The 14,121-nt window shown below is 73.3% G+C and carries 10 protein-coding genes and 1 pseudogene; 1 reads left to right on the forward strand and 10 read right to left on the reverse strand.

The features are described 5' to 3' along the window. The 10 genes and pseudogenes from K6I34_RS17205 to K6I34_RS17250 form a co-directional block, all read right to left on the reverse strand. Window positions 1-245, reverse strand: a pseudogene (locus K6I34_RS17205) (alpha/beta hydrolase); the annotation flags it as partial. Between the two features lie 95 nt (window positions 246-340). Next, complete coding sequence (locus K6I34_RS17210; protein ID WP_229327125.1) at window positions 341-1,312, reverse strand: class I SAM-dependent methyltransferase; 972 nt, start codon at window positions 1,310-1,312, stop codon at window positions 341-343. Window positions 1,313-1,366: 54 nt separating this feature from the next. Further along, window positions 1,367-3,607: an MMPL family transporter gene (locus K6I34_RS17215; RefSeq protein WP_229327127.1), complete on the reverse strand. Its 2,241-nt coding sequence runs from the start codon at window positions 3,605-3,607 to the stop codon at window positions 1,367-1,369. Between the two features lie 29 nt (window positions 3,608-3,636). Beyond that, on the reverse strand, window positions 3,637-5,322 hold the full coding sequence (locus K6I34_RS17220; protein WP_229327129.1) for an AMP-binding protein: 1,686 nt from the start codon (window positions 5,320-5,322) through the stop codon (window positions 3,637-3,639). Continuing rightward, on the reverse strand, window positions 5,319-5,627 hold the full coding sequence (locus K6I34_RS17225) for a phosphopantetheine-binding protein (RefSeq protein ID WP_229327131.1): 309 nt from the start codon (window positions 5,625-5,627) through the stop codon (window positions 5,319-5,321). Before K6I34_RS17225 ends, K6I34_RS17220 begins: the two co-directional genes overlap by 4 nt. Window positions 5,628-5,635: 8 nt before the next feature. After that, window positions 5,636-6,703 (reverse strand): 3-oxoacyl-ACP synthase III family protein, encoded by a 1,068-nt coding sequence (locus tag K6I34_RS17230; RefSeq protein WP_229327133.1) that lies wholly within the window; start codon window positions 6,701-6,703, stop codon window positions 5,636-5,638. After that, window positions 6,700-9,366 carry an aminotransferase class III-fold pyridoxal phosphate-dependent enzyme gene (locus tag K6I34_RS17235; RefSeq protein ID WP_229327135.1) on the reverse strand — a complete coding sequence of 889 codons (2,667 nt, stop codon included), beginning with the start codon at window positions 9,364-9,366 and terminating at the stop codon, window positions 6,700-6,702. Before K6I34_RS17235 ends, K6I34_RS17230 begins: the two co-directional genes overlap by 4 nt. Continuing rightward, the gene (locus tag K6I34_RS17240) at window positions 9,366-10,376 is read right to left on the reverse strand and encodes an NAD-dependent epimerase/dehydratase family protein (protein ID WP_229327137.1); all 1,011 of its coding nucleotides are present in this window, start codon (window positions 10,374-10,376) and stop codon (window positions 9,366-9,368) included. Before K6I34_RS17240 ends, K6I34_RS17235 begins: the two co-directional genes overlap by 1 nt. Further along, window positions 10,373-12,133 carry an amidohydrolase family protein gene (locus K6I34_RS17245; protein ID WP_229327139.1) on the reverse strand — a complete coding sequence of 587 codons (1,761 nt, stop codon included), beginning with the start codon at window positions 12,131-12,133 and terminating at the stop codon, window positions 10,373-10,375. Before K6I34_RS17245 ends, K6I34_RS17240 begins: the two co-directional genes overlap by 4 nt. Window positions 12,134-12,475: 342 nt before the next feature. After that, the gene (locus tag K6I34_RS17250) at window positions 12,476-13,792 is read right to left on the reverse strand and encodes an MFS transporter (protein WP_229327141.1); all 1,317 of its coding nucleotides are present in this window, start codon (window positions 13,790-13,792) and stop codon (window positions 12,476-12,478) included. A gap of 25 nt (window positions 13,793-13,817) precedes the next feature. On the opposite strand from K6I34_RS17250, the gene K6I34_RS17255 reads away from it, so the two are divergent. Next, window positions 13,818-14,121 (forward strand): helix-turn-helix domain-containing protein (locus K6I34_RS17255; protein ID WP_229327143.1); only part of this gene is annotated, 304 nt, incomplete at its 3' end.

Consider the following 14,121-nt stretch of genomic DNA (forward strand, 5'->3'; position numbering starts at 1 on the left):
GTGGGCAGCGGCCCCGGGGCGTCGGGGCGGTACACCCGCACCGGCACCTCCCCGCCGGGGCCGGGCACCGTGCCCTCCCGCACGTCACGGACCGGGATCGGCTCGGGCGGCGTCATCATGGCGGCCAGCGCGCCTTGCGTCTCGCGCAGCGTCGCGGGGTCGGCGGTGCGGATGCGTACGGCGGCGGAGGCGGCGGCCTGGTCGAGGAGGGCGGCGATTCCCGGGTCGAGGGGCGTGGCGGGCATGGCGGGCACCTTTCCTGGCTGCCGGCGGAGGGGCTGACTCCACGATCATCCAGTCAGTCGGCCGCCGCCACGCCGAAGACACCGGTTCCGGTGCGCTACCGCCCGGCGCCCTGCTGCCGGAAGAGCTTCGGCGTCGGCAGGGAGTCCCGGGCGAGGACGTTGTTGACGAGGAAGCGGCGGGCCGGGCCGACGGGGCGCGGCAGGGGACGGAATGTCAGGCGGTGGAGGTAGAGCCAGCCTTCCGAGAAGGCCCGTACCGCCGTGGTCATGCACTGCTCGAAGTCGTGCGCCTTCTTCTCGCCGACCAGCTCGGCCGCGCGCGGCCCGTCGGCGTGCAGGTTGTCCAGCCAGCACTTCAGGGTGCGGGCGTAGTGGTCGAAGTCGTTGCGCAGGGCCACCAGGTCGAACAGGCCGTCGCTCGCCGCCTGGAGTTCGGTCAGGTAGGAGGGGTTGCACTCCGGGTAGACCGTGGACGCGAGGTACAGGCCGCGCAGGAGGTCCAGGTCCATGGGGAACCGGTGGCCCCAGGTGATCGTCTGGACGACCAGCCGGCCTTCGGGGCGCAGCCAGGACCGGCAGCGGGAGAAGAACTCGCGGTAGCCCCGGATCTTCGCCCGGCCGGTCATCCCGGGGCGGGCGAAGTGCTCCATCGCCTCCACGCAGACGATCGCGTCGTACGGCCGGGCGGGCCGGTGGTCGATCCAGTTCTCCAGCCGGATCTCGGTGCGCGGGATACCCAGGCCGCGGGTCCAGGCGACCGCGGCCTCGCTGAGGGTGATGCCGGTGACGGAGTCCACGTCGTACTCCTCCACCAGCCGCCGCATCTCCCCGCCGTAGCCGCAGCCGACGTCGAGCACCCGGTGCCCGGGGCGTATCCCGGCCTGGCCCAGGAGGTAGTCGGTCTTGCGCAGCTGTGCCTTCTCCAGGGTGTCGGTGCCGTCCCCCCACAGGCCGCTCGCGTAGGCGAGGCTCGGCCCCAGCCAGATGCGGAAGAAGTCGTCGGAGACGTCGTAGTGCTTGCGCGCCGCGTCCCGGGAGACGCCGCGGTAGCCGTTCGTCGCGGGCATGTGCGTTCCCTCTCGTGAGGTGTACGGGTCGTGCGGGTCGGCGGGTCGTGCGGGTCATTCGTGCCACACGGCCGGGAGCCGTCGCTCCAGCCACCCGGGCAGCCACCAGTTGGCGCGGCCCGCGACGCCCATGACGGCGGGTACGAGCAGCAGCCGTACGACCGTCGCGTCGAGCAGGACCGCGAAGGCCAGCCCGAAGCCGAACTGCTTGAGTTCGAGGACGCGGGCGAACAGCAGGCTGCCGAAGACGATGACCATGATCGAGGCGGCCGTGGTGATCTGCCGGGCGGTGTGCTCCAGGCCCGCGGGGATGGCCCGGGCGTCGTCCCCGGTACGCAGCCGCTCCTCCTGGATCCGGCCGACGAGGAAGATCTCGTAGTCCATGGAGAGCCCGAAGAGCAGCGCGAAGAGGGCGACCGGCAGATACGCCTGGAGCGTGCCGGAGCTGGTGAAGCCGAACAGGCCCTCGCCCCAGCCGCGTTGGAAGACCAGGGTGGTCACGCCGAGCGAGGCCGTCGTCGCCGCGAGGTTCAGCAGGACGGCCTTGAGCGGCACGAGCACGCTGCGGAAGACGACGAGCAGGTAGCAGAAGGACAGGGCGAGGATCACCAGCACGACGAGCGGCAGCTTGCCCGCGGTCTCGTCGGCCAGGTCGACGTACTCCGCGCTGAGCCCGCCGACGTGGGCCTTCGCGGTGCTCGTGGCGAAGGCGGTGCGGGCGGGCCCGGAGCGCAGGTCCCGGACGAACGCGGTGGCCCGGGGCGAGTCGACCCGCTCGGCGAGGACGAGGCGCAGGCTCGCGCAGCCCCCGGATCGCTCGACGGGCAGGACCTGGGTGACGCGCTTGTCGTTCCGCACCGCGTCGGCCAGGTGCCGGGCGCCCGTCACGGCGGTGTCCCCGGGGCCGCAGGCGACGACCTGGACGGGGCCCACGGCGCCCGGGCTGAAGGAGGCGGCGGCGATCCGCTGCCCCTTCCCCGAGGGGGTGCCGGTCAGGGAGGCCAGCCCCCAGTCGACGCCGAGTCTGACCGACGACAGCGGCAGGGCCATGGCGGCGAGCAGGGCCAGCACCGGCAGCCCCAGCCGGTACGGGTGGCGGAGCACGGTACGGGCCCAGGCCGCCCACCGGCCGCCGCCCGCGGGCCGCAGGCGGCGCGGCAGCGCGCCGCCGTCCACCCGGTGGCCCAGCAGCGCGAGCAGGGCGGGCAGCGCGGTGAGCGAGGTGAGCAGGCACAGGACCACCATGAGCCCGGAGGCCACGGCGATCTCCGTGAAGATGTGACCGCGGATCAGGATCATCGAGCCGAGCGCGACGACGACGATCAGACCGGCGGTCAGCACCGTGCGGCCCGAGGTGCGCAGGGCGACGCCCACGCTCTCACGGACCGCCGCCGCGTCCGGGCACGGCGTGCCGTCCCGTGGCGTGCCGTCCCGTGGCGTGCCGCCGCGCGGGGTGCCGTCGGGCGACGTGCCCTCGCGCGGGGTCCGGCGGGCCAGTTCCTCGCGGAAGCGGCTGATCACGAACAGCCCGTAGTCGATGCCCACGCCGATGCCGATGACCGTGGCCACGACGGTCACGAACCGGTCGAGGTGCAGCGGCCCGGCCAGCAGGCCGAGCACGGCCGTGCCGACGAGGACCGAGCCCAGTGCCGTCGCGACGGGCAGCAGGGCGGCGACCGCCGCGCCGAACGCGAGCAGCAGCGCGAGCAGGGCGATCGGGACGCCGACGCTCTCGGCGACGGACTGGTCGCGCAGTTCGACGTCGGAGAGGTCGTCGGTGAGGGCGGACGGCCCGGTCAGATAGGCCTCGACGGGCCCGGACGCGGCCTCGGCGCGGATGCGCCGCTGCAGGTCCCCGGCCCGGTCGGCGCGGGCCGACCGGTCGCCGGTCAGCGGGAACGTCGCCACCACCACGTGCCCGTCCGCGGAGATCCTGCCGTCCGCGGAGTACGGGTCGGCGGGTCCGCCCGCGTCGGCCGGGACGACGGCGAGCACCCGCTCGACCGCGCTCCGGTACGCGGGGGCGTCGGCGCGCAGCCGGGCCGACCGGAAGACGACCACGCCCTGTTCCGCGCCCGTGGCCGGGAAGTGACGCTCCATGAGTTTCTGTGCCGTGGCCGACTCCGAACTCTGGACCGTGTAGTCGGGGGCGGCCAGCCGTGACTCGACGCTCGGGTAGAACACCGCCGACGCGGCCACCAGGAGGGCCCAGACGGCCAGTACCACGGCGCGGTGCCGGGCCATGAGTCCGCCCCACCGGTGCAGGGGCGAGGGGCCGCGTGGTGCGGTGGGCACGGCGGTGTTCTCCTTGATCGCGGGCTCCTTCAGTGCGCGTGCGCCGGCCGGACGAGGTGTTCGGCCTTCAGGCTTCCGTCGGCGAGGCGCTGCCGGGTCGTGTGGTAGCGCTTCTTGCCGCTCGTGGTCCGTGGGATGACGCGGCGGTGCGCGAAGAGCAGCACGTCGACGGGCAGGTCGAGGTCCCGGAGGGCCGCGGCCTGTGCCGTGGTCACGTCGGGTGTGCCGCCGTAGTGCTCGACGACGACGGTGATGTCGCTGGCGGGGTCGTGGATGTCGGCGTCCAGCACGATGATCTCGTGGGCGGGGTGCCCCAGGATGCCCGCCACCTGCTCCTCCAGCAGCGCGGCGAGGTGGTTGCGGCCCTGCCGGATGACGACGTGTTTCCTGCGTTCCAGGACGAACAGGTCGCCGCGGTGCCGGAAGCCCAGGTCGCCGGTGCGCAGCAGGCCGTCCGGGAAGGGCCGGGGCCGCCCGGTGGCCGGGTCCACATAGCCGGCGGCGATGCTGGTGCCGCGGAGGACGATCTCGCCGAGCACGGTCTCCTCCTCGACGGGGCGTCCGTCGTCGTCGGTCAGCCGGGCGTCCAGCCCGTCCAGGGCGCGGCCGAGGGAGAACACGGGGATGCCGTGCCCCTGGGGCGGCGGTCCGCCCAGCAGTCCCTCGCCGAGCAGGCGCACGGGGGTGCCGGGTTCCATGCCGGTGGGGTCGACCAGGACGTAGCGCGGGGTGCTGCCCGGTACGGGCATGGAGCTGGCCAGTGTGGACTCGGCCATGCCGTAGCTGCAGACGAGGGCGCTCGGGGACAGGCCGTAGGGGCGGTAGCGGCGGTGGAAGCCGTCCATGGTGGCCAGCCGGATCGGCTCCGCGCCGATGACCGCGCACCGCAGCGCGGAGAGGTCACAGCCCGTCAGGTCCCGTTCGTCGACGGCACGGTAGGCGTGGTCGTAGCCGAAGTTGGGCGCGGCGGTGATCGTGGCCCGGTGGCGGCTGAGCGCGAGGATCCATTCCCGTGGCCGCATGACGAACTCGGTGGGCTTCATCAGATGGAGCGGCCAGCCGTGGAAGAAGCTGAGCAGTGCCGTGCCGACCAGGCCCATGTCGTGGTAGAGCGGCAGCCAGGAGACCATCCGCTCGTGGCGGCCCGCGCCGAGCGAGACGCGCAGCGCGGCGAGGTTGGCGCAGACGTTGGCGTGGGAGATCGCCAGCAGCTTGGGGTCACCGGTCGAGGCGCTGGTCGCCTGGAGGAACGCGACGGCGTCGCCGCCGGGCCCGGTGGTCGTGGGCAGTTCTCCCGGCGCGAGCGTGTCGTAGCCGTCGGCCTCGCCGGGCAGGGGCACGACGGGAGCGGTGAAGTCCTCCTGCACCAGGCCTTCCTGGAGGGCGAGGACGGCCTCGCCGGGAAACGTGCGGAGGACGTGTCCGACGTGCCCGCGGAACCGCTCCGTGCCGCCGAGCGCGCGGGGCGAGGGGAGGATCAGCGGGCGGCTTCCGGCCCACAGGGCGCCGAAGAACGCCAGCAGGGTGGGCAGCGGGTCGTTCGCGGCGATGACCACCGCGGCGTCCTCGGGCATCTTGCGGCCCAGCCACGCGCTCGTCCGCAGGAACGTGTCGTAGGGCAGGGTGACGCCGGTCCCGCCGGGTGACAGGAAGTGGACGCCGTGCCCGGGGTCCGCGCCCCGCACGGCGTCGCGGACGGAGTCCAGGAGGTTCATGCCGCACCCGCCAGACGGCGCTCCACCAGGGTCACCAGGCCGAGGGGCGACATGGCCAGCAGCGCGTCGCTGTCCCGGAACGGGATGCCGAACAGCTCGGCCAGCCGGGCGCCCACCCTCAGCTGGGTGACCGAGGTCAGGCCGTAGGAGTGGAACGGCGTCTCGTCGAGCCGGAGCCGGGAGACGTCGACGGTGTCGTCCACGGCGGACACCGTCTCGACGAGCCGCGCGAAGACCTCGCGCCTGGCCGTGCCGGCCGTGCCGTCCGAGCCGCTGGTGTCGTCCGTGGTGTCGGTGATGTCCATGGTCCCCCTCATCGTCCGTGGTAGGTGAACTTCGCCAGTGCGGTGGTGACTCCGGCCGAGGCCGCCATCAGCAACACGCGGTCGCCCTCCGTCAGCTCGCCGGACGTGACGGCCTCGGACATGCTGACGGGCACCGAGGCGGAGACGGTGTTGGCGTGGTGCCGGTGGTCGAAGCGGTAGGTGGCCGGGTCGATCCCGCAGGCCTCCACGACGTGCCGGCCGGCCCCGTCGCTGGCGGAGTGGCCGAGGACCAGGTCGGCCTTGAACTCCTCGAACCGCGGCAGGTCCCGGTAGTGCTCGATCAGCTTGCGGGTGCCGAACTCCATCAGGCTCAGCCCGAACGAGACGAACTGCAGGGGCCGGACCGTGCCGGCGGCCTCCACCTCCTTGCCGAAGTAGTCGGCGAAGTTGGGCAGCGGCACGAAGCACAGGTCGCGTTTCTCCCCCCAGGTGCGGAAGCTCGCCTCGAAGCCCTCCCCCGCCGCCTCCTCGCCGTCCGGTTCCGCGGTGAGGACGGTGGCCGTGGCCGCCTCGCCGATGGTCACGGTCGGGTGCCAGTGGGCGAACTCCTCCAGCGAGGCGAGCTCGTAGCGGTAGATGTCCCGCGCGTTGCACTCGGCGTTGACGATCATGATGTTCCGGTAGGTCCCGGTGCGCAGGAACGCGTCCGCGACGTGCAGCGCGCGGATCCAGCTCGCGCAGGCGTCGAGGACGTCGAAGGCCGTGGCGCGGCGCAGGCCGAGCAGGTCCTGGAAGGTGGTGGCCGAGGCGGGCTCGGCGACGCCGCGGCCTATCCCGGCGTACAGCAGCAGGTCGATGTCGAGGGGATCGAGTCCCGCGGTGTCCAGGGCCCTGCGCCCGGCGGCCGTGGCCAGTCCGCTCGCGCTCTCGCCCGTGTCGCGGTGGTAGCGCACGGTGGTGCCGCTGGAGGCGAAGCACGCGCGGACCAGCTCGTCGAGCGTCGTGAGCTCCGCCGCGGTCATGTGGGCGGAATTGGCCTCCCGCACTTTTTCCCGCACCTCGTCGTTGGTGACCCGGCGGCTCGGGAAGTCGTGTTCGATCGCCAGGAATTTCATCCCGTTCCCCTCTCGGTCCCGGTGAAGTCCCGGTCCTCGGTCCCGGTGAAGTCCCGGTGGGCGCCGAAGAAACCGGCCGACAGCATTTCGCGGACGCTCTTCCCGAACGCCTCGGAGACGAGTTCGAGATCACCGTCCGAGTGGGCGGCGCTCAGCATCATCGTGTGGAGTTCCGGCAGATGGATGCCGTGCCGTCGCATGTGGTAGGCGAAGGCCAGGGTGGCCGTGACGTCCAGGCCCGCCAGCCGGTCCCGGACCCGGCGCGGCACGGCGTGGTCGAACGCGACGGAGAAGACGGAGTCGCGGCCCCTGACCACGCAGGGCACGCCGCTGTCGGCGGCGCGGGCGGTGAGGTCGTCGACCAGCCAGGCGGTGCGTTCGCGCAGCCGGGTGTAGGTCCGCGGGTGGTCGCGGAGTTCCCGCAGCGTGGCCGCGCCCGCGGCGGCGGTGACCGAGTTGCCGCTCATGGTCCCGCCCGCGAACGCCTTGCTGTCCACGTCGCGGAAGGGGTCCCCGCTGGTCCGGGCGGTGTCGACGAGTTCCGGGCGGCCCACGACGGCCCCGGCGGGCAGCCCGCCGCCGATGATCTTGCCGAGGCAGGTGAGGTCGGGCGTCACCCCGGCGAGGTGCTGGACCCCGCCGTAGTGCACCCGGAAGCCGGTCACCACCTCGTCGTAGACGACCAGGGCACCGGCCTCGGCGCACACCGCGGACAGCGCGCGCAGGAACTCCGGGTCGAAGTCGCCCAGGGCGGACGGCATCGGTTCGAGGATCACGCACGCCAGCTCGTCCGCGTGCGCGGCGATCCGCCGCAGCGAGGCCTCCTCGCCGTACTGCAGGACGAGGGTCTCGGCCACCACCGCGTCCTGCATGCCCGCCGAGTTCCCGACCGGTTCGGGGGCGCGGGCGTCGCCGCGGTAGCGGAACCACGAGCTGACCAGGCCCTGGTCGGAGAAGCCGTGGTAGTGCCCCTCGAACTTCGCGACGCGCTGCCTGCCGGTACGGGCCCGGGCGATCCGCAGCGCGATCTGGACGGCCTCGGTCCCCGAGTTGCCGAGGACGACCTTGTGGTCCGGGCCGAACGCGTCGGCGATCAGCCCGGCCAGCCGGACCTCGTCCGGGTTGCCGACGGCGTTGACGGCGCCGCGGGCGGCCGCCTCCTGGATCGCCGTCACCACGGCCGGGTGCGCGTAGCCCAGGATGTGCGGCCCGTACCCGCCGGACAGGTCGATGTACTCGTTGCCGTCCAGGTCGCGCAGGCGTGAGCCGTACGCCTCCGCGACCACCAGCGGGAAGGCGCTGGGGAGGACGAACCGGTCGAAGTGCGTGGGGGCGACCAGGCGCCGCGCGGCCTCCTCGCGCACCGCGACCGTGCGCGGGGCACGCTCTGCGGTCTCGCGCTGGAAGGTCTCGCGCAGGCCGTCGTTGAGGTAGGGGGCGAACCGGTCCGTGAAGCGGCGGGTGGTCGCCCACAGGTCGATGTCCGGGTCGACGGCGGAGATGAAGCCCTCGCCGGTGAGCAGCGACAGCGCGAGGACGGAGAACGTCGTGGTGATCCGGGTGCCGTGCCGGCCGAGCAGCCGGATCGCGTCGTCCAGGAAGGCCAGCGTGGACCAGCGGGAGGCCTGCTCCTCGAAGTGGCGGCGCAGGACGGCGCCGAGCTCGTCCGCGTAGGCCGCGTCGGCGAGCACCTCGGGGCGCACCGCGAAGGCCCGGGTGAAGCGGTGCCCCGCCAGGGCCCACTCCTTGCGGATGCAGGCGTAGTAGAACGAGGCGAGGTTCCACTTGTCGTCCTCGGTGAGGCGCCCGACCAGGCCGAAGTCGAGGAGGGTGATGCGGCCGTCCTCGGCGAAGACGATGTTGCCGGGGTGCGGGTCCACGTGGAACAGACCGTGGAAGTAGACCATGCAGTAGAACGCGTCCTGCAGACCGGCGGCCAGTTCGTGGCGGCCGACCGGGACGGTGTGGGCGTCCTGGCCGGGGATCCCGTCGACGTACTCCATCACGAGGATGTCCGGGCCGCACAGCGCTTCGTGCACCGCGGGGACCCGTACGAAGGGGTGGTTGCGGAAGTTCTCGGCGATCTCGCGCTGCCGGGCCGCCTCCGCGGTCATGTCGCACTGTCCGGTCAGCAGGGGGCTCAGTTCGCGGAAGTGGCCCGGCAGGTCGTACCCGCGCAGCCGGGGCAGGAGATGGGTGAGGGCCAGCAGGCGGCCGATCACGGTGACGCCCGCCTGCAGCCTGCCGCGGACCCCAGCCTTCACGATCTTCACGGCGACCGGGTGGCCGTCGACGGCCGCGCGGTGCACCTGTGCCACCGAGCCCGCGGCGACGGGCCGCCGGTCGAAGGTGTCGAAGACCTCCTCGGGCGGGCGGCCCAGGCCGCGGCGCAGCACGCCCCGGAGGGCGGATTCGCGCATGGGCGGCAGCTGGTCGAAGAACGTCCGGAACTCCTCGGTCACCTGACGGGGCAGCAGCCCCGACTGGGTGCCGAGCACCTGGCCGGCCTTGATGTAGAGCGGGCCCATGCGGAGCAGGTAGGCGCGCAGCAGCCGGGAGGCCCGCGCGCGGTCGTGGCGGCCGAGGGCGAAGCCGACGGCCAGCACCGTCGTCCACCACGCCACCCGGCAGCTTTCCAGGAGAGCCCGTAAGCCGGTTTTCATCACGCCCCCGTCCCTGGTCGCCCGGCCGTCGACCGGAAGTCCTCGCGAAGGCGCCGCAGCCCTTCCTCGGTGCCGACGCGCGGGACGTAGCCGAGGTCCCGGGTGGCGGCGGTGATGTCGAACCAGTGGGCCGTGGTGAGCTGGTTCACCAGGAACCGGGTCAGTGGCGGCTCCCCGGTGCCCAGGACCCGTCCGCCGTACTCCAGTCCGGCGGCGAGGGCGCGGCAGGCCCAGGCGGGCAGCGTCCGGGTCACCGGGCCGGTACCGGCCGCGGCCAGCAGCAGGTCGACCATCTCGCCGACCGGGCGGGGGTCGCCCTGCGTGATGAAGTACGCCCGCCCGGCCGGCGGAGCGCCCGGCCGGAGCCGGTCCAAGGCGAGTATGTGGGCCTCGGCGGCGTTGTCTATGTAGACCGTGTCGATCTTCTTGGTGGCCCGCCCGATGCGGCGCAGTCTGCCGCGCCGTGCCTGCTCGGCGAGCCGGGGCAGGAAGTGCGGATCGCCGGGCCCCCAGATGATGTGGGGCCGCAGCGCCACCGTCGCGAGGCCGGGCGAGTCGGCGCGCAGGACCAGTCGTTCGGCGAGGGCCTTGCTGTGCGGGTACGGCGCGAGGAAGCGGGTGGCGTACGGCAGGGACTCGTCCGCGCCCTCCAGGTCCGCGCGGTCGTGGACGACGGCCGGGCTGGACGAGTGGACGAGGCGCCCCACGCCCTTGGCGCGGCAGGCGGCCAGTACGTTGGCGGTGCCGGTCACGTTGATGGTGAGGTAGTCCGTGCGGGGGCCCCACACCCCGGCTTTCGCGGCGCAGTGGATCACCGCGTCCTGCCCGTCCACGGCCTTGGTGACGGCGTCCGCGTCGCGCAGGTCCCCGAGGTGCTCCTCCACACCGAGCCGGGCGAGCGCCTGCCGCGGGACGCGCCCGAGCGAGCGCACGGTGTCGCCGCGCGCGACGAGGCGCGCGCACACGGCCCGGCCGAGGAATCCGCCGCCGCCGGTGACCAGGACCCTCATCGCGTACTCCCGTCGTGTCGGAGGAACCGCCCGGTGCCGCGCGTGCTGCCGTAGCCGTCGGCGAACCGGCCGTGCTGGTAGACCGGTTCGCCCGCGACGCAGACGGCGGTCACAGCGGTGTCGTTGCGGTTGACCATCCTGGACAGGCCGCCGTAGATCTCCATGGGGGCCTCGTGGTAGGCGTCCAGGCCGGCGTCGAGACCCGCGGGGTCGACCACGACGAGGTCCGCCCGGTCCCCTTCGCGCAGGGTGCCCGCCGCCAGGCCGAACCAGGAGGCGAGTTCACCGGTCAGGCGGTGCACGGCGCGTTCCAGCGGCAGGATCGGGCGGCCGGCGAGCTCCGCGTCGCGGACCCGCCGCAGCAGGCGGAGCGGGGCGTTGTAGAAGGCCATGTTGCGCAGGTGGGCGCCGGAGTCCGCGAAACCGAACTGCACGGTGGGGTCGGCGGCCAGCCGGTCGAGCACCGCGGGCCGGTGGTTGGCGATCGTGGTCCGCCAGCGCAGCCGGGGGCCGTGCGCGGCGACGAGGTCGAGGAAGGTGTCCACCGGGTGGTCGCCGCGTTCGTCCGCGATCCGCCCGAAGCTGCGGCCCGTCAGCCCCGGTTCCGGGCAGGCGACGATCTCGGAGTCGTACAGGTCGCGGTGCCAGGCGCGCGGCGGCAGCCGGTGCCGGTACTCGCGGCGGAAGCGCTGCCGGAAGCCGCCGTCCAGCAGGAGCCTTCTCCGTTCGGCCTCGGTCCGCAGGTGCAGCGCGGCGGCGGTGGCGCCGAACTCCTCGAACACCACCAGGTCGATCCCGTCGGCGTAGAGCTCGAAGGGCACCGGGAGGTGCTGCCAGCGCACGTCCGCGCCGGCCGCGCGGCTCGCCAGCGCGGCGGCCCGGGTCACGACGGTGGCCAGCCCGGGAGCGGCCTTGGGGTCGATCGCGGTCAGCAGCGTGGTCCTGAGCGGGGCCCGGCCGGGGGCCGCGCTCGCGGCGAGGAAGAGCAGGGTGTTGAGCGGCATGGCCGGGTTCGGCGCGCTCTGCAGGATGCCGCCGGTGCGGCGCAGCGTCCGGTGCAGGCGGCGGTACTCGTGCCACGTGGCGTAGCTGGAGGGCAGCCGGGCCGAGCGGTGGCGGTCCCCGGCGAGCCGCGAGAACGGGCTGGTCATGGTGGACAGCCCCATCAGCCCCGCCGTGCGGGCCGCGGCGAGCAGTTCGTCCATGCGCCGCAGTTCCCGCTCGGTGGGCCTGGCCCCGGGGTCGACGGCGCGGCCCAGGCCCATGACGTGGGCGCGCAGGTCCGAATGGCCCAGGAAGGCCGCGACGTTGGGGCCGAGCGGCCGCTTCTCCAGCGCGGCGACGTATTCCTCGGCCGAGTCCCAGGTCTTGTGCGCGGTCAGCGCGTCGAGGATGCAGCCGCGCGGCACGGCCTCGACCCGGGCGAACAGGTCCGCGCAGTCCAGCGGGGTGGCGTGGACGGTGGACAGGGAGCAGTTGCCCATCACGACGGTGGTGACGCCGTGCCGCACGGACTCGCGCAGCCCGGGGTCGAGCAGCACCTCGGCGTCGTAGTGGGTGTGGATGTCGAGGAAGCCGGGAAGGACCCACCGCCCCGTGGCGTCGAGCACGCGGCCGCACCCTTCGGCGGGCAGCGGGCGGGCCGAGACGGCCGCCACTTCGCCGTCACGGATCCCCAGGTCTCGTACGGCGGACGCCGCTCCGGTGCCGTCGAACCAACGTCCGTTTTTCACGACGACGTCGAATGGTTTGCGCATGACTCCCCGAGATTCGATTTTTCGGCCACAAAGGGGGCGGCCCGCGGCGGATGCCACGGGCCGCTGACGCCGTGTGACTTCCGTCGTTACTCGAAGTCCACGTCCGATATGTCGAGGGAGCTGCTGGACGAGCTGCTGCTACAGCCTTCGTCCATACCAATCGCCTCGAGGCTGGAAACCTGCTCTTCGACGACCGTGATCTCGATTTCTGACATCTTGTTCTCCCCTCGTTCTCCGTGCTGGGCGGACTGTCGCCCATGACCCTACGAGGGGCGGCATATTTTTCGCCATCACGGATTCCCGTAGTTAACGTGCCGTAAAACCGGGGTGGGAACGGGTCATTCAGGCGGACCGGTGAATTCCAGAGGGGGTTTCCGTGTTGGCCGGAGGGTCGGCGGGAGAGGCTGTGGCGGGAGCACCGGCCTCGGCATCGGAGGGGGCACCGGCCGAGACGCCGCCCGGGCCGAGACGCCCCCGCACCAGGAGCAGCAGGGCCACCGCGACCGCGACCCCGGCCGCCACCCGGGTCGCGCCGCCGAAGCCCAGGGACTGCATGCTCCACCCGGCGCCCAGCGGGGCCACGGTGAGCCCGCCCGTGTAGGCGAGCGTGTAGAGCGCGTACACGGACCCGTAGGCCGGGGGCTGCCCGGCCTCGGCGATCTCCGACATGACGGTGACGGTGGGGGTGAGAACCATGGACGCGCCGAACGTCACCAGGGCCAGCCCGACGGCGATCGGCACCACGCCGTGCAGCGCGCCGAGCGCGAGCATCGCGGCGGCGGCCAGCAGACAGCCCGCCGCGGCGACCGTCCCCGGCGCCACCCGGCGCAGGGCGGTCCCGGCGAGCGGCGGCGCGACGGCGGCGACGACGCCCGCGACGCCGAAGACCACACCGACCGCCCCGGAGCCCGCGTTCTCCGTAGTGAACAGGTGCAGCGGCAGGACGGGTTCCAGGAACGCGATCAGCGCGGCGCCCGTCGCGGTGAGCACCACGACCCGGGCCAGGCCGCGCCGGCCGCGGATCTCCGCGAGCCTGCCGCGCCGTTCGCGGACGGTGTCCGGCGGCACCAGGAACCAGCGGGCGACGCCGTCGGCCAGCGCGACGGCCGCGGCGAGCAGGAAGGGCGCGCGGGGGTCCAGCCAGTCGGCCAACAGGCCGCCCAGCGGCGGTCCGACGAGCGTGCCGATCGCGAACGACGACAGGGCGATGCCCATCGCCTTGCCGCGCTCCCGCGGCGCGTGCGTGGCCGCCACCAGCGCCAGACCGGCCGTCCAGACCACGCCCGCGGCCGCGCCCTGGAGCCCCCTGGCCACGACGAGCAGGGCGGGATCGCGGACGAACGCAAACAGCAGCGTGGCGGCGACCAGGCCCAGCACCCCGGCCAGCAACGGCCTGCGGTTGCCCTTGCGGTCCACCCAGAGCCCGGCCACGGGCGTGGCGGCCACGAGGGCACCCGCGTAGACGGCGAACATCAGCCCGACGCCGAGCGGCCGGGTGCCGTGGTCGGAGGCGAGCTTCGGGAGCACGGGCACCGCCATGCCGTACACCAGGGCGTCGGTGGCCAGCCCCAGGGAGGCGACGGTCAACGCCGCGGTACCACTGGCCCGTTCCTTGCGGGGTCGCTCCTTACGGGCCCGTTCCTTGCGGTTGAACTCCATAGTGAATCTGACTACCATAGTGAATGTGACGAAGCAACAGCCGCCCCGGCCGACCAGGGTCATGGGGGACCACATCAGGACGGCCCGGGAGACGCTCAACCTGTCGACGCAGACGGCGGCCGCCCAGGCGGAGATCTCGTCCGGCTATCTGTTCAAGCTGGAGAACGGCTACGTGGGCACGCCGTCGCCGCGTGTGCTGCACCGTCTGGCGCAGGTGCTCGGCATGGACTACTGGGAGCTCATGGGCCTCGCCGGTTACGTGGTGCCCGGTCGCGACGACACCCCCGCGACCGTGACCAAGCCCGTGGCCAGACCCGCCCCCGTCGTGC

This window comes from Streptomyces sp. UNOC14_S4 (assembly GCF_020740835.1).
Taxonomy (GTDB): domain Bacteria; phylum Actinomycetota; class Actinomycetes; order Streptomycetales; family Streptomycetaceae; genus Streptomyces.

Excerpts from the sequence above, each read along its gene's own strand:
- K6I34_RS17245 (WP_229327139.1), bottom strand. The coding sequence starts at position 12,133 with ATGCGCAAACCATTCGACGTCGTCGTGAAAAACGGACGTTGGTTCGAC.
- K6I34_RS17250 (WP_229327141.1), bottom strand. The coding sequence starts at position 13,792 with ATGGAGTTCAACCGCAAGGAACGGGCCCGTAAGGAGCGACCCCGCAAG.
- K6I34_RS17220 (WP_229327129.1), bottom strand. The coding sequence starts at position 5,322 with ATGAACCTCCTGGACTCCGTCCGCGACGCCGTGCGGGGCGCGGACCCC.
- K6I34_RS17225 (WP_229327131.1), bottom strand. The coding sequence starts at position 5,627 with ATGGACATCACCGACACCACGGACGACACCAGCGGCTCGGACGGCACG.
- K6I34_RS17240 (WP_229327137.1), bottom strand. The coding sequence starts at position 10,376 with ATGAGGGTCCTGGTCACCGGCGGCGGCGGATTCCTCGGCCGGGCCGTG.
- K6I34_RS17235 (WP_229327135.1), bottom strand. The coding sequence starts at position 9,366 with ATGAAAACCGGCTTACGGGCTCTCCTGGAAAGCTGCCGGGTGGCGTGG.
- K6I34_RS17210 (WP_229327125.1), bottom strand. The coding sequence starts at position 1,312 with ATGCCCGCGACGAACGGCTACCGCGGCGTCTCCCGGGACGCGGCGCGC.
- K6I34_RS17230 (WP_229327133.1), bottom strand. The coding sequence starts at position 6,703 with ATGAAATTCCTGGCGATCGAACACGACTTCCCGAGCCGCCGGGTCACC.